Genomic DNA, 21,289 nt, shown 5'->3' with positions numbered 1-21,289 from the left:
CCTGATGGTGCCTGCCGTGTTGGGTTCTTTACCCTTAATTACATAAATAATGATATGAAGCGATTACTTTACAAATGGTATTATTAATGCGAATAATATTGATATGTGTTTGCATTTTCAATTAGATATTTATTTCATCACTTAAACGTGTGTTTTGAGCCAGGTATTTCACTGTTTGTTATCGCATTACATCGTAATAAAACTTGTTATTACTCAAAGGTAATGGAGATCCATCCAGCCTTTGTGGGGGTTTTATAAGCTCAAAACATTCCGAATGTTCTAAGACAAGGCTGTTTTCTGAAGGAATGAGTTCATGTTTAAAACGACAAAAAAACCATTAACCCATCTAATTAGTCTCAATACCGATAATCACCGCATACCGCTGGCTATCGCCTCTGTGTTACTGGCGTCGCCACTGAGCTATGCCGCCACGGCAGACGATACAACACGTAGCGATACGATCGTCGTGACGGCAGGCGGTGAAAGCGTTACCGCGCCGCTGAAAGGCATCGTCGCCAAAGAAAGCGCCGCCGGTACCAAGACCAGCACGCCATTGGTAAAAACCCCGCAAACCATTAGCGTTATCACGCGCGATCAAATGGATGCCCAGGCGGTTTCCTCGGTATCGGACGCGCTGAGTTATTCCAGCGGCGCTTTTACCAACTATCGTGGTTCGTCCAACCGCAATGACGAGGTGGTAGTGCGCGGCTTTCGCTTCGCGCCTAAATTTCTGGACGGCCTAAGCTATGGGCTGAGCGGGCAAGGGGCGGCGCTAGGAACGTTTGATCCCTGGCTGCTGGAACGGGTGGAACTGGTGCATGGTCCGGCTTCGGTGCTGTACGGTCAGGTCAACCCCGGCGGATTGGTCAGCATGACCAGCAAGCGCCCGACGGCGCAGGATATCCGCAAGGTGAAGTTTAGCGGCGGTAATCAGCATCTGGCTGAAGCGGCATTTGACTTCGGCGGCGCGCTGAATGACGACCAGTCCCTGCTTTACCGTCTGAACGGAATCGCCAGTACTAAACATGAATTCATCAAAGATTCTAAACGGGAACGTGTTGCCATCGCCCCGGCGCTGACCTGGCTGCCGAATGCCGATACCAGCTTTACCCTGCTGACAAGCTATCAGAACGACCCGAAGGCCGGATTCCGTAATTTCTTGCCGGTATACGGTACCGTCAAGGAGAGCGTCGCTGGTTATATTCCTTACGATATGAACGTCAGCGAACCGAGCTATAACCAGTCGAAACGGGAACAGACGGCAATCGGTTATATTTTCGATCACACCTTTAACGATGTGTTTTCGTTCCAGCAGAACGTGCGTTACTCGCAGTTGGATGAAACCTATAGATATCTGGTTTATACCGCGGGCAGCGAGACATATACCGATACCATTTTGGGCCGCCGTCCCGCCAAAGAGCAAACCAAGATTGATGAACTGGGATTGGATAACCAGTTGAAAGCGCAGTTCGATACGGGGGTGGTTAAGCACAGCGCCATCGGCGGTCTGGATTATAAGTGGCAAAACCGCGACTACAAATATTGGCGCCTCTCTTGCGACGGGTGTTCATTCGACTGGGCCAATCCGGTATATGGTATTACGATCGGCGAATTGCCGTTGTTTGATAGTACCAAGAAAAAGCTCGATCAGGTGGGCGTCTACTTGCAGGATCAGATGGAGTGGAATAACTGGAACCTGCTGCTGTCCGGCCGCCAGGACTGGAGCGAGGTACGCACGCTGGACCGTACCAACAACACCACCAAGCAGCAGAACGATAACAAATTCACCGGTCGCGCCGGCCTGCTGTACGCTTTCGACAACGGTATTTCACCCTATATCAGTTATAGCACGTCATTTGAACCTAATCTGGATTCCGGCGCGCCGGGGACCGATCCCTTTAAACCCACTACCGGCGAGCAGAAAGAAGTCGGGGTGAAATTCCAACCTAAAGGCAGCGACACAATCCTGACGTTGTCGCTGTTTGATATTACCCAGAAGAACATTACTTCTACTAACAGCGTGACCAGGTACAGCGAGCAGATCGGCGAAGTGGAATCCAAAGGTCTGGAAAGCGAGTTGCGTACTCAGCTAACGCCGGAAATCAGCCTGATGGCGGCCTATAGCTATACCGACGCCGAGACGAAGGAAAGCGTCAGCGACAACAATCCTGTGGGCAAGACACCCGCCGCCATTCCGAAACATAGCGCGTCCGCCTGGGGTAGTTACCGGTTCCTGAGCGGTGCGCTGAAAGGCGTTACCGTCGGTACCGGCGTACGCTATATCGGCGCCAGTTACGGTGATAATAAGGAAAGCTTTAAGGTTCCCGCTTATACCCTGTATGACGCGATGGCGAGTTACGACCTGGGTGAAGCGTCGTCACGTTTGAAGGGGGCGGAGGTGCAGCTCAACGTCAATAATCTTACCGATAAGCACTATGTCGCTTCCTGTAGCGGTACCTCAGCCTGCTTTTATGGCGTCGGTCGCAGCATTATCGCCAGCGTCAGCTATAGCTGGTAATCGCTGGCGAATCCACGGGTACGGGGCGTGTTTCCGCCCCATACCCGTGCTACCACTGCCGGGGCGCGTATGCGTTAGCAGCCGTATCCTTATTAACAGAATTAATAATCCAATCATCGGGTTATTGTTCAAGGAACATAAGGAATACATCTTGTCTACGTTATCTGCCGCATTTCCAGGTCCGAATACCCGCGACCTGCCGAGTGACGATTTTCTTTTTCTGTCGCCGCACAAAAGTCTGCATGCCCGCGGATGTTACGCGGCGCCGGCATCGTGCCGGATTCACAGCCGGTTTCCGAATGAAATGAAACCGGCGTGAAGCTGAACGCCATGCTGCATGCCTTCGGGATAACTGATGATCGGGAGTGTATCAAATGATGATTGAGTTCAATCGCTGACCCGAGGATCTGGAACAGTATTATCGTGAACGTGGTTATTGGATCGACAAGCCCTGAACGATATCCTCTATCGCCACAAAGACAATGATGCGCTGGCGCTTTTTCACCGCTGTCAGCCACTGATTGTGTATAACCGCTAAATCAGGGAAAATACCCGGCTTATACGCTATTACTTTCGCTTTGCCTGACGCTGACATCGCTGTGCTTTGATGCTGACGCCGGGTGGCTAACAGAAGAAGCCTGAAAATCATGTCTCCAAGTGAATACGCCCGCGAAGTCTCGAAAAGAAGAACTTTCGCCATTATATCTCACCCCGATGCCGGTAAAACCACCATTACTGAAAAGGTATTACTGTTCGGACAGGCGATCCAGACGGCCGGTACGGTAAAAGGCCGCGGTTCGAATCAGCATGCCAAATCCGACTGGATGGAGATGGAAAAACAGCGTGGTATTTCCATCACCACGTCCGTGATGCAGTTTCCCTATCATGATTGTCTGATAAACCTGCTGGACACCCCTGGGCACGAAGACTTCTCCGAGGATACTTACCGCACGCTGACCGCCGTGGACTGCTGCCTGATGGTGATTGATGCGGCGAAAGGGGTCGAAGATCGTACCCGCAAACTGATGGACGTGACCCGTCTGCGCGATACGCCGATCCTGACTTTCATGAACAAACTTGACCGTGACATCCGCGATCCGATGGAGTTGCTGGATGAAGTGGAAAACGAATTAAACATCGCCTGTGCGCCGATCACCTGGCCAATCGGCTGCGGCAAGTTGTTCAAAGGCGTTTATCACCTTTATAAGGATGAAACCTATCTTTACCAGACGGGTAAGGGCCACACGATCCAGGAAGTGCGTATCGTAAAAGGGCTGAATAATCCGGATCTGGATACCGCGATTGGCGAAGAACTGGCGCTGCAACTGCGTGAAGAGCTGGAGCTGGTGAAAGGGGCGTCGCACGAGTTCGAACTGGACGCCTTCCTCTCGGGCGATTTGACGCCGGTCTTTTTTGGGACCGCGCTGGGTAACTTTGGCGTCGACCACATGCTGGACGGTCTGGTCGCCTGGGCGCCGACGCCGATGCCGCGTAAAACCGATATCCGCGAAGTGACGGCGTCTGAAGAGAAGTTCACCGGTTTTGTGTTTAAAATTCAGGCCAATATGGACCCGAAACACCGCGACCGCGTAGCGTTTATGCGCGTGGTGTCCGGTAAATACGAGAAAGGAATGAAATTACGTCAGGTGCGAACCGGCAAAGACGTGGTGATTTCCGATGCCCTGACCTTTATGGCCGGCGACCGTTCACATGTCGAAGAGGCCTATCCCGGCGATATCATCGGGTTGCATAACCACGGGACTATTCAGATCGGGGATACCTTTACTCAGGGTGAAGATATGAAATTCACCGGTATTCCTAACTTTGCGCCGGAACTGTTCCGCCGCATCCGTCTGCGCGATCCGTTGAAGCAGAAACAATTGCTGAAAGGGTTGGTGCAGCTATCCGAAGAGGGCGCGGTACAGGTATTCCGCCCGTTGACCAATAACGATCTTATCGTTGGCGCCGTGGGGGTGTTGCAGTTTGATGTGGTGGTCGCCCGTCTGAAGACCGAGTACAACGTGGAAGCCGTCTATGAGTCCGTCAACGTCTCTACCGCGCGCTGGGTTGAAGGCAGCGACGTGAAAAAATTTGAGGATTTCAAACGCAAGAACGAGCAGCATCTGGCGTTGGACGGCGGCGATAATCTGGCCTATATCGCCCCGACGATGGTCAATTTGAACCTAACGCGGGAGCGTTACCCGGACGTGGCGTTTCATCAAACACGCGAGCATTAATTAAGCCGATTTTTGCGTTTGATGATAATCCTCCCCTTCGCAGGGGAGGGGGAATCCCCTTATTTTTCAATGCATTAGTTCTTCTCCCCGACAAGCTGTCGCTTACACCCAAATGCCGGGACTCATGGCGGATTTTGCCGGCGGCCGGGAGGCGGGCATTAAGGCAATGTTCCGAGCTTTGTCGGCAGTCACATCTTTTTATTGAAAGAAAAACACCGGCGCCGTTATGGGAAAACTGTGGCTGCGCCGGGCGTCTTTTTTTATTTTTGTTTATTTATCAATTAATTACACTCATTCCGACAACGTGTTCCGCCTGAAAAGCAAGCCACAGACAAATCTTAATTATCAGCGGTTCCGGCTCTTTTCTCTTTATCTTCCTATGATTTTCGACTCAGTGGTCTATAGTTAACAATGTGTTAATCATTTTTGGTTTGTTTAACTATTAACGCGATTACAGATGGTTCATTGTATTGTTGTTTTACCAATTTTTAAGATAGTTCGCTGATTTGTATGACGTTAGTGAATGAATGTATTGAGTAAGAAATACGATGAATCACTGGAGTTTCATTCGTAATCATCTGCGTTAATTCGCCCGGTGCGGTTGTTTCTCCGGGCATATAAAAATAGAAAAGGAAGAAATCGATGACAAAGACCAAACTGACTCAATCTCTGCTCGCGGTTGTTCTGGGTTCCATTCTGGCCGGCGGCAACGCCCTGGCCGAAGGTACGCTGGGACGGAAAGTACAAAGCATCGCAGATACTACTGGTGAGAAAGTCGATAGCTCCGTCAATAAAGCTTCAGGCTACATGAGCGATAGCGCCACCACGGCAAAAGTGAAAAGCGCGCTGTTGGAAGATAAAGCTATCGAGAGCGGCGATATCTCCGTCGCCACCACCAGCGGGGTAGTGACCCTGAGCGGGTTCGTCAGTAGTCAGGACGTGGCCGCCCACGCGGTGCAGGTAGCGAGTAAAACCGAAGGCGTGAAGTCTGTCAGCGACAAGCTGCAGGTCAAAGACGATAGCACGCAGTCAGTCGGCTCTTATGCCGATGACACCCTGGTGACCAGCTCGATTAAGGCGAAATTGCTGGCGGATGACATCGTTCCTTCACGTAAGGTCAAAGTAGAAACCCATGAGGGGATCGTACAACTGACCGGTGAAGTTGATAACCAGGCGCAGTCCGCGCGCGCTGAGAGCGTCGCCAAAGCGGTTAACGGCGTCAAAAGCGTTAAAAACGATCTGACAATCAAATCATAACAGCCTGAAACTACTGATAAACGTTCTCTTCCATCGGCATCCCCGCGCAGGCGGGGATCTGCTTTCAGGTCATGCGTTGATATCAGAAAGACTCCTGCCTACGCAGGAATGACGGATTAGGATTCAGTGTTAAGCAAGCTGTTTTGTTAAAGGTTTGAGGTTGTTCACCTGGGTGAACAACCTGTCCCACGCCTGAAAAATGCTGTATCCCACCGGAATACGCAGCCGGGTTTATTCCCGGCATCAGGAAACCACCATGATTTTTTTAATTTCTGGTAAGGAGAGCATATGTTTCGTTGGGGAATTATCTTTTTAATTATCGCGCTGATCGCCGCCGTTCTGGGTTTTGGCGGACTGGCCGGCGCAGCGACTGGGGCGGCTAAAATCGTTTTTGTCGTTGGCATCATTCTGTTCCTGGTGAGTTTGTTTACCGGCCGTAAACGGCTTTAGATAAACGGATAAATCAAAGAAAATGAATGATGGACAGCAATGCCATTTGGCTGTCATATTTAACCAGCACACTGTGATTATACCTTTCATCTTTCAAGTTGCAGCGGTGTTGGCTTGTTGAACGCTTTGATTCATCTCCCGGCCTCACGCTGGTCGCTTTGCGGACCAGCCGTCAGGGGGGAGTTTCGTTGCTGATTGGCTACACCTTGAAATCTATTAGGTATTTTTGGAGCGGGAGGTGTGTGTGATGAATAGCGATATTGTTGTCGGTAAATGGAAGCAGTTGAAAGGGAATTTCTGGGCGATGTGGGCCGAATGGTTTGATAGTGACTGCGCATGGCTGGAAGGAAACAACGGCTATTTGTCCGGCGTGCTGCAGGAAGACTACGGCAAAGAGTACGAAAAGGCCTCTGCAGAGAAAACGATCTTGCACTGAGATTAAAACTTGACGATATGCGTTTCTGTTGCCGGTTTACTGGCGCCAGGGGCTGTTTTATTCAATAAATCTATTATACCGGTCAAGATGACGACCATTGCAAGCGGGCTTGCCGGGAGCAGCATTACCCGGACATTTATTGATACGCACTGCCATTTTGATTTCCCGCCGTTCAGCGAGAACGTATCGGAAAGTTTGCGGTTGGCCGCAACGGCTGGCGTTGAGCGTATTGTCATTCCGGCGGTTGAATCCCGTTATTTCGAACGCGTGCTCGCTTTATCCCATCACCATCCTTCCCTTTATGCCGCCCTTGGGCTACATCCGCTCTATATTTCCCGCCACCGTGACGCCGATCTGGAATTACTGCAAGATCGTCTGCATCAGCATCCGGCAAAGCTGGCGGCGGTGGGAGAGATAGGGCTGGATTTCTATATGCAAACGCCGCAGTTAGCGCGGCAATGCGCACTGCTTGAGGCTCAGCTTAAGCTGGCCCGGCAGCACGATCTTCCCGTCATTCTGCATTCACGCCGTAGCCATGATCGGCTTGCGCAGCTATTGCGCCGAATCGATGTGCCGCGTACCGGCGTGATCCACGGGTTTGCCGGAAGTCTGGAACAGGCGCAGGCTTTTATCCGGCTGGGCTATTACATTGGCGTTGGCGGAACCATTACCTATCCCCGGGCGAACAAGACGCGCCAGGCGATCGCCCGCTTGCCTCTCGACCGCCTGCTGCTGGAGACGGACGCGCCGGACATGCCGGTCAGCGGCTATCAGGGGGAGCCCAATCGCCCTGAGCGGATCGCCGCGGTTTTTCAGTCGCTTTGCCAACTGCGGCCCGAATCTGCCGACGATATTGCCGGCGCCATCTACCGCAACACTCTCCGTCTGTTCGGATGGTCATAACCGAGCGGAACATTTGCATAACATCTGAAGACCGCAGATGTGATTTCCTGGCTGTTTTGACCGATGTAACGCCAAAATAGCCATCGCTATTTCATATAATGGCGGTAAATATGTGATGTTGATCACTATTGCGTATTTTCAGTTGTTTGATGTTGTATATATTTGTGACATAAGTTGGTTCCTACCCTGGGGGTATCTCTATAATCGGCCCGACTGACCTCACCGGCCTTGCCGGAGGCTCGGCGCCTGTTTTTATAACAACTGATTGTTATAAAATGATTTTATTGCTAATTGTAATTGGCTCGAACTAAGGGAACTTCACATGCAACTCATCATGAGTCTCATCGGCATGGCCGCGCTCGTCTTGTTTGCCGCTCTGCTTTCCAGCAATCGTAGAGCCATCAAGCGCCGTACGGTGCTGGGCGCTTTTCTGATCCAGATCGGCATCGGCGCTCTGGTGTTGTATGTCCCGTTGGGACGCCGGATTTTGGGGGCCATGACGGAAGGGGTGGCTAACGTTATTTCCTATGGTAATCAGGGCATCTCTTTTATGTTCGGCGGTCTGGTTTCCGAGCAAATGTTTGAAGTCTTCGGCGGCGGAGGCTTTGTTTTCGCGCTGCGCGTACTGCCGATTATCGTTTTCTTCTCATCGCTGATCGCCGTGCTCTATTACATGGGCGTTATGCAATGGGTGATTCGCTTGCTGGGCGGCGGATTACAGAAGATTCTGGGCACATCGCGCACGGAATCGCTGTCCGCCACCGCGAATATTTTCGTGGGGCAGACAGAAGCGCCGCTGGTGGTTCGCCCCTATATCGCCAATATGACGCAGTCGGAGCTATTCGCCGTGATGTGCGGCGGTTTGGCCTCCATCGCTGGCTCTGTTATGGCGGGCTATGCGCAGATGGGCGTGCCGCTGGAATACCTGATCGCCGCTTCCTTTATGGCGGCGCCCGGCGGACTGTTGTTTGCCAAGCTGCTGATCCCCGAGACGGAAAATACGCACGATCGTGAGGAAATAGCCGGGTTTATCGATGAAGACGATCGCCCCGCCAACGTTATTGACGCGGCGGCGAGCGGCGCGGCTTCCGGGATGCAACTGGCGTTGAACGTGGGGGCCATGCTGTTGGCGTTTATCGCGCTGATTGCCTTGCTTAACGGGATCCTCGGCGGCGTGGGCGGCTGGTTCAACTATCCGCAGTTGTCGATGGAGCTGATTTTAGGCTGGCTATTCTCGCCCGTGGCGTTTTTAATTGGCGTGCCCTGGGATGAAGCGACGATTGCCGGCTCGTTTATTGGTCAAAAGCTGATCGTCAATGAGTTTGTCGCCTACATGAATTTCAGCGAGTACCTGAAAGCCGACGATGTGGTGGCCGCCGCGGGATTACAGGTATTGTCCGACCATACCAAAGCGATTATTTCATTCGCGCTCTGCGGATTTGCTAACCTGTCATCGATAGCTATTCTTATTGGAGGACTGGGCAGTATGGCGCCGAACCGGCGTCAAGATATCGCCAGGCTCGGTTTGAAAGCAGTAACGGCGGGAACGCTTTCCAACCTGATGAGCGCCAGCATCGCCGGATTCTTTTTAGCGCTTTAGCGGCTCTGGATCGCGTGGTAATGGGCGGGAGACGCCCGTTGTTCATTGAAGGTTGAGGAGCTGAATTGCCTTATATTTATCCTTCAAGAGTAAAGTGACATGCTTGCTGCTTTTATTGATGAAGTTGAGTGGATAACCTTCCCACAGACCAAGGATGGCGCCGTTTACCCCGGCTTTAGCGCCCGCAGCCGTTTCCATTTGGCCGCCTATTCCGACAGGCTGTTTGCCGAGGCCGAGATCCCATTCAATGATGCGCTTGAGCGCTCTGTGCCGAAGCGCCGGGCTGAGTTTCTGGCCGGCCGCTGTCTGGCCAAACAGGTGCTGAGTAAGCTCGGATATGAGAACTTCGTCCTCAACAGCGCGGAGGATCGCTCGCCGCAGTGGCCTAAAAACGTTTCCGGCTCCCTAAGCCATAGCGACGGCAGCGTGCTGTGCGCCGCACATATCCACAGTAGCGCGTTTGCCTGCGTTGGCGTCGACATCGAGAATTTTATGTCTGCGAAACGCGCCGAATCGCTCTGGCCCGGTCTGGTAGATGAAGACGAATACCACTGGCTCGGCGCGCAGAATGACGAGTTTCGTTGTTTACTGACGTTAAACTTTTCCGCCAAAGAGAGTCTGTTTAAGGCGCTGTATCCACGGGTTAAACGCTATTTCGATTTTCTTGATGCAAGAATGGTCGCGTTGGATAGCGCCAGGCAGAGTTTTGAACTGAAGTTACTGAACGATTTGACGCCGGAATTTCGTGCCGGACGCCGCTTCAAAGGAAGTTACCTGAAAAGGGCCGACGATATCACGACTTTCCTCTGCTGCTGAGCGGGGCCGGTTAACGGCGGCACGCACGCGCCACGGGCCTGTTCGCGCGCAAACGGCGTCCAGATTGCCGCTTCCCGCCGCGTAGAAATTGACGGGTAGCCGCGCGCCGGTGGGCCAGAACCACGCTTTTAGCGATAAGGCCGGCCGCCGCTTTGCCGCTATCGCTTGCGCGCGGAAATCGCGGTTGAGGGATCGGTAAGGCCCGGATCTTCGGTTATTTACACCAGCGCGGAAACCCACCACACGCGTCCAATGACGACCAGCTCGCCGTTGATGATCTGCTCTTTGGTGACAATTTCGTCTTCGTAAAGCGGGTTGTAAGAGCGCACGATGATACTGCCGTCGGGACGTTTGATCAGCGCCTTTACGCGTTGTAGCTCCCCCATGCGGATGGCGTACATTTTACCGTCGCGGATTTGTCTGTCGGACAGGTTGACGGCAACCTTGTCTCCGTCCGATAGCTTGGGCTCCATACTATCGCCCATTACGGTAACCACGCGGGTATCTTCCACCCGGATACCAAGCCGCCTTAAGGTATGAGTACGAAAGGGGAGCGCATACACTTCATCCTCGTCGATATCATACGCTCCTCCTCCGGCGGATAGCCTGACGCCTAACAATGGAACCTCCACAAATTCGTCATCATCATTATTAATGCCTTCCCACTCGGTAACATGCAGGCGGGATGACTTGAAATTACTGCTCTCCGGTTTCGGGTGACCATTGCCATTGAGCAACCAGTCCAGTGAATAACCGGTTTTCTCATTAATGGCCTGAGCTGACTCACGGCTCAGCGTTCCTCGTTTTAACCAATTGTTCACGGTTTGAGGTGATGTGCCCACAATTTCAGCTAAATCCTTTTGTTTCATTCCCTCTTCGCGCATCAGATAGCGCAGGCGTTCGGTTAGCTCTGTCATTTGCACCAACTTAAGAAATAAACATGGTGTGGATTTATTCATTGTATTGTTGATCTACGTTGTCTATAGTCTGCTTTAAGGATGATAAAATCAACAAGAAAATGACTGGATTATTGACTGGGCGCGCAACGGCGCACCCAGACGGAATGGCCGCTGAATGCGGCTGTTCGGCATGATTTAACCGTTAGATTTAAAGGAAAGACTCTATGGAACGTAAGCCGAAAATACGTCCGTTTCGAGTAAGGGCCGCCTCTTCGAACCGGCCACAAACAGAAATTCTTCCCCCTTGGCCGTTATGGCGGGAAGAGGGGAAGTATCATCTGAGCGCGTCAGTGCGGCGGTCGTCACGGTCATCAGCACCCGGTTTATCGACGCGGTTTAGCGCGTTTGAGCGATATGGCGTTTCAGTTTGTTATGCGGAGGTTTTACGATGAAGATTGAACACGCGCTTAGCCTGTGCGGGCCCAGATCAGCCTCGTCAATATTTGCGTGTCGGGATGTTTCACCTTCGTATGTTTACCGGCCGCAAAGCAGCAACAGGCCGAGCGGCCAGGCTAAAAAAGGCGGCGCGTCCCCACGCGGTTCGCGGGACGGCTATAGCGATATTCTGCTGGCGCTGGGCGTTGTCCAATCGCATGAAGCGCTGGGGCTTAGCCTTATTCTGACCAAATACAACAAAGATCCTGATGAAAAAAGCAAAGCGATAGAAGGCATAGCCCGTTTCGCCATGAAGCAGGCGCCAAAGCTGGTGGGGAAGGCCGCCGGACGGCAGATGGCGCAGTGCATCGTGCTGATGGCGAAGATGGCGGTGGAAGAGTACGGCAGGACCGCGGACGACCCGCTGAACCGCTGCCGGTGCAAAGGCCGGGGGAAAGTGATCGATCAGGATGCGTCCCGCGCCGCGGGTAAAACCATCGAGAAGGTCTGTCCCCGCTGCGGCGGCTCCGGAATGAAGCCGGTCAAATCGGCTAGCGTATATAAAGTCATTAAAACCGTAGTGCCAGATTTAACCCAACGCACGTGGTCACGGAATTGGAAAGTGTTTTATGATTCCCTGGTTGCCCAGTGTTATCAGGAATCTACGGCAGCAGAAAAATTATTTTCCATGGTTACAGCGCCGCAACAATAAAGTCCAAAAAATAAAATCCACTTTTTTAAATTTAAGGCTTGCACTCTTGTCCAAAATTGGTTAAATTAATTTCCATGATGGAGATGTAGCGATTAGCTCATCGGAAAATAAAACACTTTTAAAGCCTGCTTTTTGCAGGCTTTTTTTATTTAAGCCCCGGATAAAACCGGGGCTTTTTTTATGTCTTAATTTATTGTTGACGGTTTATATAAGAGAATTCTTATTGGCTTAATCAATTTTTTTCAAAAGGGTAAATATGCAAATCAATATCTTCAGTTGGGCCGATGTTTACGAGTTAATACATGCCTGGTGGCACGGTGATGTCCCTACTGGGGGTGTGTTGCTATCCATTTTTATTGCGATACTTCGCGTTGCCTATACCGGCGGAGGCTGGCAGCGTATGCTGCTGGAAGGCGCGCTGTGCGGGGCGTTGACGCTGACGGCGGTTTCGTCGCTGGAGTATTTCTCGCTGCCTAAAACGTTAACGCCGGCACTGGGCGGCATGATCGGCTTTATCGGCGTCGAGCATATTCGCCGCGGGATATTGCAATTTTTAAATGACCGTTTTGAAAGCGATAAAAAAAACAAGAAATAAACTCATCAGGTAATGGCGCTACATGATGAGTTATTTTCTTATAGCGATGTTTTATCTGTTTTTATAAAGGAGGTGTAAGAAATTGTTTATCTGATAACAACCTGTTTGAAATAAAGTCATTTTTTTGTTGAATCCCATAATGAATCTTTTCTGTTATATCAACGGAAGGGCGTTTTTGCGCCTAATCATTATGTAAAAATCATCCGATCTAAAGAAAGCAGTCGCCAGAAAATTAATTTTAATGTTCTGGGCTGCTTTTATTTTTTTATAAAGAGAGAAATATTATGAATACATTTAATCAAGAGAAAAAATCCTCCCTTAAAAGTACGAAACCGTTTAAGCCCTCTATTTGGTCGCGGGCTGATGCGCTGAAAGTCACGGAAGACGATCCGACCACCACCCAACCGCTGGTCAGCGGAGATTTCCCGGTAATGAGCGATGAGGTGTTTATCTGGGATACCATGCCGCTGCGCGATCTTGACGGCAATATCGCCTCGGTTAACGGCTGGTCGGTTATCTTCACGCTGACGGCTTCCCGTAACCCAACCGATCCGCAGTACCTGGATGAAGACGGGAATTACGATATCACCAGCGACTGGAACGACCGTCACGGCCGGGCAAAAATGTACTTCTGGTACTCGCGCACCGGTAAAGACTGGATCATGGGCGGCCGCGTGATGGCCGATGGGGTATCGCCGACAACGCGTGAATGGGCGGGTACGCCGATTCTGTTGAACGACAACGGTGAAATCGATCTGTATTACACCGCGGTGACGCCGGGCGCGACCATCGTCAAAGTGCGCGGTCGCGTGGTGACCACGGAAAATGCGGTGGAAATGGTCGGCTTCAATAAGGTTAAAAGCCTGTTTGAAGCGGATGGCAAAATGTATCAGACCGAAAGCCAGAACCCTTACTGGGGCTTCCGCGATCCTTGCCCGTTCCGCGATCCGAAAAGCGGCAAGCTGTATATGCTGTTTGAAGGCAACGTTGCCGGTGAACGCGGTTCCCATGTCGTCGGTCCCGATGAGATTGGGGATGTGCCTCCGGGCTATGAAGATGTCGGCAATTCCCGTTATCAGACCGGCTGCATCGGTATCGCGGTATGCCGTGATGAGGATGGCGACGATTGGGAAATGCTGCCTCCGCTGGTTACCGCGGTTGGCGTTAACGATCAGACGGAGCGCCCGCACTTTGTTTTCCAGGATGGAAAATACTACCTGTTCACCATCAGCCACAAATATACCTATGGCGATGGTCTGACCGGGCCTGACGGCGTGTACGGTTTTGTCAGCGAAGAGCTGTTCGGGCCTTATGTGCCGTTGAATGGTTCTGGTTTGGTGCTGGGCAACCCATCTTCCCAGCCTTTCCAGACTTACTCCCACTACGTTATGCCTAACGGCCTGGTAACTTCCTTCATCGATTCCGTACCAACGGGTGAGGATGAAGATGATGATGCCTACCGTATCGGCGGCACCGAAGCCCCGACGGTGAAAATCAAGCTGAAAGGCGAGCAAACCTTCGTAGTGGAAGAGTTTGACTATGGTTATATCCCCCCGATGATTGACGTTGAGGTGAAATAACCTTCCCCGGAGCCGCTGCGGCGGCTCTCAAACCGATGACAAACCTTCTGGTTCTAACCCCACCCCAGCCCTCCCCTTCTCAGGGGAGGGAGTAAATTCCGCGTCTTCGTGGTTGAGCTCCTCCCCCTGACAAGGGGGAGCAAATTCCGCGTTTACGTGGTTGAACTCCTCCCCCTGACAAGGGGGAGGTTGGGAGGGGGTCGTAATGGCGACGTTTCGAACTGTGTTTTGTCATCAACCCCGGAGCCGCTGCGGCGGCTCCTTTTCCCATCGATTATCCTATCTATTCCCCCCTATCATCATTTCAGTTCCAGCGCGGCCTCAAGCCTGATATCCCGCGACGAGGAACCTATCTGCAATATAAATTTCCCTGGTTCCGCCACCCATTCCGCCTGCTCGGCGCTGTAATAGGCCAGCGCGCTCAAATCAAGTGCAAAACTAACCGTTTTCGCTTCCCCCGGCTGTAATTCAACACGACTGAACCCTTTTAATTCGCGCAGCGGCCGTTCGATGCGGGAATGGCTATCATGCACATAGAGTTGGACGACTTCCGCTCCGGCGCGCGAGCCAGTATTGCGGATCTGTAACGTGACGTCGGCGATCTGCTCTCCTTTATTGACGGATGTTACGGCTAATTGGCCGTACTCGAAGGTGGTATAGGAAAGGCCGAAGCCGAAAGGAAACTGTGGTTGCAGGTTATTTTTATCGAAATAGCGGTAGCCGACATAAATCCCTTCCGCATAGTTCACCTGTAGATTCTCGCCGGGATAATTGCCATAGGCCGGCGAGTCCTCCCAGCTTATGGGAAAGGTCAGCGGTAACTTTCCCGACGGATTGGCATCGCCGAACAGAATCGAAGCCAATGCCTCGCCGCCCGCCTGTCCGCCGTACCACATATTCACCAGGCCGGATATATTCGGCAGCCACCGGCTCACCGTCACCGGGCTGCCGGTATTCAGCACCACAATGGTATTCGGGTTGACGCTGGCGACCGCCTGAATCAGCGCTTCCTGACCTGAGGGCAGATCCATCGCGTTGATGTCAAAGCCTTCCCCTTCAAGTTTGGGATAGCGGCCAACCACCACAATCGCCACGTCAGCATTCGCGGCCAGATCCGTCGCTTGCTGCAACTGCCGCGCTCTGGCCGGCGAGTTATCTTCACGCGGATCCTCTCCCGCCATGGACGCGCCCAGCGCATAATCTACCTTGATCTCCGCGCCGGCGCGTCGCCGGATGGCATCAAGCGGCGCGATCGCCGTTTTCGGTTTCACCAGCGAACTGCCGCCGCCTCCGGCACGAGCTACGCCGGCGTTGGGCCCAATGACGGCAATCGTTTTGATGCGAGCCGGATCCAGCGGCAATATTCCCCGTTCATTTTTCAGCAATACTATGCTTTCGGTCGCGATTTGACGCGCCAGCGCCTGTTGAGCCGGCGTATCCAACTCACCGCCGCCGGCGGGCGGATGATCAAACAGTCCGCTTAAGAATATCGCTCTCAAGATATTGCCGGCATGCTCGTCCACCCGATCCTGGGATAGCCTTCCCGCGTCAATCTCCGCCAGCACCCGCTCGGCCGTGAGCCAGCCGCCTTTGGCATATTCGGCTTCGGCACGCGGGCTATCGAGAAACTTTTGCCGCGCGCCGCCGCCGGGCATTTCCAAATCAAGGCCCGCATTCAGCGGCGCCAGCGTGGAGTAAGTGCTGCCCCAATCGGAAATGACGAATCCCCGGAATCCCCACCGCTGTCGTAAAATAGCGTGCAGCAAGGGTTTGTTTTCGGAAGCATGCGCGCCATTGACCTTGTTATAGGCCGACATCACGCTCCATACGCCGGCCTCCTGAACGGCGGCTTTGAAGGCGGGCAGATAGATCTCATGCAGCGCGCGCTCGTCCACCGTGACATTGACGCGACGGCGCTGAAACTCCTGATTGTTGACCGCCAGATGTTTGACCGAGGCGATCACGCCTTCGTCCTGAACGCCGCGGATATAGGCCACTCCCAGCCGGCTGGTCAAATAGGGGTCTTCGCCATAGCTTTCAAAGTTACGCCCCCACAGGGGCAGACGGCTGATATTGACCGTCGGCGCCAGCAGCATGTTGCGTCCGAGCGCTTTTACCTGCTGGGCGATGGCCTGTCCCTGCCGTTCCGCCAGAGAGGTATTCCAGGTCGCGGCCAGCGCTATCCCGGCCGGGAAGGCGGTCGATAAGATCTTGACGGCGCCGGCATCGGGATTATTGGTTTCCGCCGAGCTGCCCGTCCAGGCTCGGATGCCCACCGGCCCGTCGACCATCTTGATGGCGGGAATATCCAGACGCTGAATGGCGGCGCTCTCCATCCAGCCGCTGCCGCTGAGCAGCGTCGCTTTCTCTTCCGGCGTCATCCGGGCCAGCAGATCCCGTACCCGCTGTTCCACCGGCAGTGCGGGATTCTTATACGCCGGCAGCGGTGACGGAGAAGCGTTATTTATTTCGCCAAACGAGGTGGGGTTGGTCATCGTGTTTATCCGCAGAAAATATTTTTATCCGAAAATCAAATATAAATAAAAATTAACGATCGCATGTTAATTATGGCAATCAATAGATTGTATTGAAATGAAAACTACAATTTTCAATGTATCATTATTTTTTGTCGGTTATAGCGGGTTTCTTATTGCTTATATTATATAACCTAATGCCAAATATGAATTTTAATTTCTAACCCCTATGTTAGGATTGCGACTCCAGAGGATTAACTTAATTCATAGAAACTTAATATAATGATAAATGAAATAAATAAGTCGCTTTTATGCATATTGGCCGTATCCTTTTTATTGGCCGCTCGCGGCGTTTCCGCGCAATCGAATGAGGAAGTCATTCATGGATGGACCTCCTCCAGCGAATCCGCCGCGGTGCGCGTCTATGCGGAAGCATATAACCGTGCCGGGGGGCATTGGGTCGATACCGCCATCGCCGGCGGCAGCAATGCCCGCACGCTGGGGATTAATCGCATCGTGGGCGGCAATCCGCCGATGGCGATGCAATTTTCCATCGGACGCCGATTCGATGATTTAATCGAAGCCGATCTCCTGACGGATTTGCAGAGCGTTGTGGATAAAGAATACTGGAAGAAAGTGCTTTATGAACCGGTTTATCAGTCAATTAGCCGCGATGATAATATTTATGCCGTTCCCGTGGGGCTACACGGCCAGAATTGGCTGTGGACCAATAATGAATTATTTCAGGAAGCCGGGCTGAGCATACCAAAAAATTGGTCTGAATTGGTTGAGGTCGGCCGGGAATTTAAAAAACGCGGCGTTATTCCTTTAGCTGTCGCAGGCGTGCCAATATATGAGCAGAATTTATTTAATGCCGTGCTATCGAGTTATGGCGGCGGAGATCTTTATCGGAAAATATATATAGAACATGATATTGATGCCATAAAAGGCGAAGCGTTCGCGGACGTGGTGACGCTATTTGATTCCCTGCATGAATTGGTGGATGCCGGAAGCCCCGGCCGCAGCTGGAGCGATACCACCGCCCTGATTATCCATAAAAAGGCCGCGATGGAGATTATGGCCGACTTCGCCAAAGGGGAATTTTTCGCCGCCGGCAAACAGGTGGGTAAAGATTTTGAATGCAACCTGCTTGGCCCGGAGTTCATTTTCAGCGGCGATGTTTTCGTCTTTCCCCGCACCGCCGATAAAGCGCAACAGGCGGCCCAGCAGCGTTTGATTAATGTGGCTTTCGATCCGGTTAATCAGGTCGCGTTCGCCGCGCAAAAAGGCTCATTGCCGCCGCGCGCCGATGCCGATGTATCATCGCTGGATATCTGTGCGCAAAAGGCGCATGCCGTACTGCAAAAACCGGGGAATCTGCTGGGCGGCGTACCGGTATTGCTGTCGCCGCAGACGTTGGGCGAATTACAGGACAACGTCAGCCGTTTCTGGAATCGAAATATTGATAGCGAGCGCTTTATCGCGCGCTTTGCCGATATTATCGCTCAGGAAGAGTAAGCAATATGGATCGGCGGCGGACATGGCGTAAGCAGTTTTCCCTGGTATTGGCGTTGTCGCCGATGCTCATCGTGGTGCTTGTCGCTTATATCGGCTCGATACTCTGGACCGTGCGCCTGTCGATGACCAATTCGCGGCTGCTGCCGACGGATGATTTCGTCGGCCTGCTGCAATACCGGCGTCTGTTCGCCAACGATCAGTTCTATCAATCGGTTATCCACCTGACGATGTTTGGCGCCGTATACATTATCGGCTGTCTGGCGCTGGGATTTTTACTGGCGGTATTTATCGATCAACAGGTGCGCGGAGAGAGCGCGCTGCGCGCCATTTTTCTACTGCCGCACGCCTTGTCGTTCGTGGTGACCGGCGTGATATGGCAATGGCTGTTTAACCCGGATTTCGGTATTCAACAGATTGTCCGCGATTGGGGATTTAGCGATTTTCGCTTTGACTGGCTGGTGCAGTCTGACTGGGCCATCTACGCCATCGCCTTTGCCGGCGTATGGCAATCCGCCGGGTTGGTGATGGTGATACTTCTGGCGGGTATCCGCGGGATCAATGAGGATTTGTGGAAGGCGGCGCGGGTCGACGGCATACCCAAATGGCGTTATTACACCCGGATCGTGCTGCCGCTGATCCAGCCGATGGTGGCGACCGCGCTGATTTTGCTGGTGGTCGCGACGTTTAAATTGTATGACCTGGTGGTAACCATGACCCACGGCGGACCGGGCGGCGCCACCGATGTGCCGGCGACCTTTATTATGGATAATCTGTTCGAGCGCGCCAATGTCGGCAGAGCCATGGCCGCCGCCACCATGCTGCTGATTATGGCGATCGTGGTTCTCTCGCCGTGGATCTATCTGCGCGCCTTCAAAAGAAAACGATAATGACTGTTCGCCTCCCTGTTTACGCCGGCCGGCCGAAAAAGCGTTCCACGGCGCGCATCGGCATCTATCTGTTTTTAGCGGTTTCCGCGCTGTTTTTTCTGTTGCCGGTATTGGTGATGATCAACACCTCGCTGAAACCGCTGGATGAAATCAGGCCCGGCAGCCTGCTGATACCGCCGTTACAGCCCTCTTTCGACGCCTGGCGCGCCGCCTGGTCGAGCGCCTGTACCGGTTTGACCTGCAACGGCATACAGGGCGGTTTTATCAATTCGATAAAAATACTGGCGCCATCGGTATTCTTCTCGGTGCTGGCGGGTTCCTGGATCGGCTATACGCTGACCTTCTGGCGCTATCGCTGGTCGGAGCTTTTTTTCGCGGTGCTGCTCGCCGGCGCCTTTATCCCTTATCAGGTGTTTTTATATCCGCTGGTCAGGGTCTTTTCCTACAGCGGCATTTACAACTCGCTCGCCAGCGTCGTGATCGTGCATGTCATCTTTGGCTTACCCATCGTCACGCTTCTATTCCGTAACTTTTATGCTTCACTGCCGGTGGAGCTGTTTAATGCCGCACGGGTTGACGGCGGGGGCATCGTGACCATCTACCGGCGGATTATTCTACCCATGTCGGCGCCTATGCTGGTGGTGGCGACGCTGCTGCAGGCGACCGGGATCTGGAATGACTTTTTGTTTGGCTTAACATTCGCCGGGCGCGACAACTACCCCATGACCGTGCAGCTTAATAACATCGTCAATAGCGCGGAAGGCGGGCAGGCGTACAACGTGAATATGGCGGCCACGCTATTAACCGCGCTGGTGCCATTGGTTCTCTATCTGGTTTGCGGCCGTTGGTTGGTTCGCGGCATCGCATCCGGCTCGGTAAAAGGATAAACATGGCATCGCTTTCTTTCAGAAATCTTACGGTCACCTATGGTTCTCAGGATATCATCCGCGATCTGAGCCTGGAGATTAACGACGGCGAATTCCTGGTGCTGCTCGGCCCTTCCGGGTGCGGTAAGTCTACGTTGCTTAACGCCACCGCCGGCCTGACCGATGTTAAGTCCGGCGAGGTGTGGATTGGCGATCGCAATGTCACCTGGGAAGAGCCGCGCGATCGCAACATCGCCATGGTGTTTCAGTCTTACGCGCTTTATCCGCGCATGACCGTCAGACAGAACATGTCGCTCGGTCTGGAGCTGGCGAAGGTGGCGCGCAAGGAGATCGCGGCGCGGGTGGCCGAAGCCGCCGCAACATTGCAAATTACCGATCTGCTCGATCGCCGGCCGGAGCAGCTTTCCGGCGGGCAACGCCAGCGCGTGGCGATCGGCCGGGCGCTGGTCCGCCACGCCAATGTCTACCTGTTCGACGAGCCGCTCTCCAACCTTGACGCCCAGTTGCGTAATGAGCTGCGGCTGGAAATCAAACGGCTGCATAAACAGCTGGGAACGACGATGATTTATGTCACCCACGATCAGATAGAAGCGTTGACGCTGGCCGATCGTATCGCGGTAATGAAAGAGCAGGTTATTCAACAAATCGGCACGCCGGCTGAAATATATCACCGTCCGGCGAACCTGTTCGTCGCCGGATTCGTCGGATCGCCGAAGATGAATTTCCTGTCGGGCCGCTTTACCCTGAGCGACGGCCGTCCCGCGTTTGCCTGCGGCTCCCGGTTGGTTTCGCTCGAAAATTATCCCTTCCAGCAGATGCCGCAAGAGAGTCAGCCGCTGGTATTGGGGATCCGCCCGGAGATGCTTTTGTCAAAGCCGGGTACGGACGGCTGTTTGCCGAATCTGACCGTCGAACTGATTGAACCCATGGGGGCGGACACGCTGGCGTGGTGCCGGGGCGAGGATTTCACGCTGGCATTCCGCAGCCATGAGGCGCAGCCGGATGAGGTTATTACCTTATGGTTTGAATCGCGGGGCGTCGCCGTTTTCGATAAGAGCACCGGGCGGCGTCTGTAGTTTTTTCGC

General features: G+C 53.0%; 18 protein-coding genes. 15 read left to right on the top strand and 3 right to left on the bottom strand.

The genetic code is table 11. The features are described from left to right. The first annotated feature begins 313 nt into the window (after positions 1 to 313). A complete protein-coding gene (locus HC231_RS21055) occupies positions 314 to 2,518 on the top strand; it encodes a TonB-dependent siderophore receptor (protein ID WP_208228619.1) in 2,205 nt (734 codons plus the stop codon). Between the two features lie 155 nt (positions 2,519 to 2,673). Here the strand turns inward: HC231_RS21055 and HC231_RS21050 are convergent, their stop codons facing one another. Beyond that, positions 2,674 to 2,850 (bottom strand): hypothetical protein, encoded by a 177-nt coding sequence (locus HC231_RS21050; protein ID WP_208228618.1) that lies wholly within the window; start codon positions 2,848 to 2,850, stop codon positions 2,674 to 2,676. A 315-nt stretch (positions 2,851 to 3,165) separates the two neighbouring features. On the opposite strand from HC231_RS21050, the gene prfC reads away from it, so the two are divergent. From prfC to HC231_RS21015, 7 genes are all read left to right on the top strand, one after another. Continuing rightward, complete coding sequence (prfC, locus tag HC231_RS21045) at positions 3,166 to 4,755, top strand: peptide chain release factor 3 (protein WP_208228617.1); 1,590 nt, start codon at positions 3,166 to 3,168, stop codon at positions 4,753 to 4,755. Between the two features lie 642 nt (positions 4,756 to 5,397). Further along, positions 5,398 to 6,012, top strand: a complete 615-nt coding sequence (gene osmY, locus HC231_RS21040; protein WP_208228616.1) for a molecular chaperone OsmY — start codon at positions 5,398 to 5,400, stop codon at positions 6,010 to 6,012. A gap of 288 nt (positions 6,013 to 6,300) precedes the next feature. Then, positions 6,301 to 6,462 carry a DUF1328 family protein gene (locus HC231_RS21035; RefSeq protein ID WP_208228615.1) on the top strand — a complete coding sequence of 54 codons (162 nt, stop codon included), beginning with the start codon at positions 6,301 to 6,303 and terminating at the stop codon, positions 6,460 to 6,462. A gap of 247 nt (positions 6,463 to 6,709) precedes the next feature. Next, positions 6,710 to 6,898 carry a CsbD family protein gene (locus HC231_RS21030; protein ID WP_208228614.1) on the top strand — a complete coding sequence of 63 codons (189 nt, stop codon included), beginning with the start codon at positions 6,710 to 6,712 and terminating at the stop codon, positions 6,896 to 6,898. Positions 6,899 to 6,985: 87 nt separating this feature from the next. Beyond that, a complete protein-coding gene (locus HC231_RS21025; RefSeq protein WP_208228613.1) occupies positions 6,986 to 7,801 on the top strand; it encodes a TatD family hydrolase in 816 nt (271 codons plus the stop codon). A 322-nt stretch (positions 7,802 to 8,123) separates the two neighbouring features. Continuing rightward, positions 8,124 to 9,401: a NupC/NupG family nucleoside CNT transporter gene (locus HC231_RS21020; protein ID WP_246494596.1), complete on the top strand. Its 1,278-nt coding sequence runs from the start codon at positions 8,124 to 8,126 to the stop codon at positions 9,399 to 9,401. Between the two features lie 99 nt (positions 9,402 to 9,500). Continuing rightward, positions 9,501 to 10,217, top strand: a complete 717-nt coding sequence (locus HC231_RS21015) for a 4'-phosphopantetheinyl transferase family protein (protein ID WP_208228612.1) — start codon at positions 9,501 to 9,503, stop codon at positions 10,215 to 10,217. Between the two features lie 218 nt (positions 10,218 to 10,435). On the opposite strand, the gene HC231_RS21010 is transcribed toward HC231_RS21015, so the two are convergent. Continuing rightward, a complete protein-coding gene (locus tag HC231_RS21010; RefSeq protein WP_208228611.1) occupies positions 10,436 to 11,134 on the bottom strand; it encodes a LexA family transcriptional regulator in 699 nt (232 codons plus the stop codon). A gap of 430 nt (positions 11,135 to 11,564) precedes the next feature. Here HC231_RS21010 and HC231_RS21005 point away from each other — a divergent pair, with 430 nt between their 5' ends. The 3 genes from HC231_RS21005 to HC231_RS20995 all read left to right on the top strand — a co-directional run bounded on the left by HC231_RS21005 (position 11,565) and on the right by HC231_RS20995 (position 14,438). Then, entirely contained in the window at positions 11,565 to 12,263 is a 699-nt protein-coding gene (locus HC231_RS21005; RefSeq protein ID WP_208228610.1) for an antitermination protein Q, read from the top strand. Positions 12,264 to 12,519: 256 nt separating this feature from the next. Then, on the top strand, positions 12,520 to 12,858 hold the full coding sequence (locus tag HC231_RS21000; protein WP_208228609.1) for a phage holin, lambda family: 339 nt from the start codon (positions 12,520 to 12,522) through the stop codon (positions 12,856 to 12,858). A 284-nt stretch (positions 12,859 to 13,142) separates the two neighbouring features. Then, positions 13,143 to 14,438 (top strand): glycoside hydrolase family 68 protein, encoded by a 1,296-nt coding sequence (locus HC231_RS20995; protein ID WP_208228608.1) that lies wholly within the window; start codon positions 13,143 to 13,145, stop codon positions 14,436 to 14,438. Positions 14,439 to 14,737: 299 nt separating this feature from the next. On the opposite strand, the gene HC231_RS20990 is transcribed toward HC231_RS20995, so the two are convergent. Beyond that, a complete protein-coding gene (locus HC231_RS20990; protein ID WP_208228607.1) occupies positions 14,738 to 16,933 on the bottom strand; it encodes a glycoside hydrolase family 3 C-terminal domain-containing protein in 2,196 nt (731 codons plus the stop codon). A gap of 261 nt (positions 16,934 to 17,194) precedes the next feature. On the opposite strand from HC231_RS20990, the gene HC231_RS20985 reads away from it, so the two are divergent. Genes HC231_RS20985 through HC231_RS20970 form a run of 4 tightly spaced genes read left to right on the top strand, consistent with a single transcriptional unit; the run spans position 17,195 to position 21,280 of the window. Beyond that, on the top strand, positions 17,195 to 18,430 hold the full coding sequence (locus HC231_RS20985; RefSeq protein WP_208228606.1) for an ABC transporter substrate-binding protein: 1,236 nt from the start codon (positions 17,195 to 17,197) through the stop codon (positions 18,428 to 18,430). A gap of 5 nt (positions 18,431 to 18,435) precedes the next feature. Then, a complete protein-coding gene (locus HC231_RS20980; RefSeq protein ID WP_208228605.1) occupies positions 18,436 to 19,317 on the top strand; it encodes a carbohydrate ABC transporter permease in 882 nt (293 codons plus the stop codon). Beyond that, positions 19,317 to 20,204: a carbohydrate ABC transporter permease gene (locus HC231_RS20975; protein WP_208228604.1), complete on the top strand. Its 888-nt coding sequence runs from the start codon at positions 19,317 to 19,319 to the stop codon at positions 20,202 to 20,204. The genes HC231_RS20980 and HC231_RS20975 overlap by 1 nt, the downstream gene beginning before the upstream one ends. 2 nt (positions 20,205 to 20,206) lie before the next feature. Beyond that, a complete protein-coding gene (locus HC231_RS20970) occupies positions 20,207 to 21,280 on the top strand; it encodes an ABC transporter ATP-binding protein (RefSeq protein WP_208228603.1) in 1,074 nt (357 codons plus the stop codon). Positions 21,281 to 21,289: the final 9 nt, after the last annotated feature.

It is taken from the genome of Brenneria izadpanahii (genome assembly GCF_017569925.1).
Classification (GTDB): Bacteria; Pseudomonadota; Gammaproteobacteria; order Enterobacterales; family Enterobacteriaceae; genus Brenneria; species Brenneria izadpanahii.
Note: the sequence above shows the minus strand (reverse complement) of the source record. Positions and strands in the feature narration are given on the sequence as shown.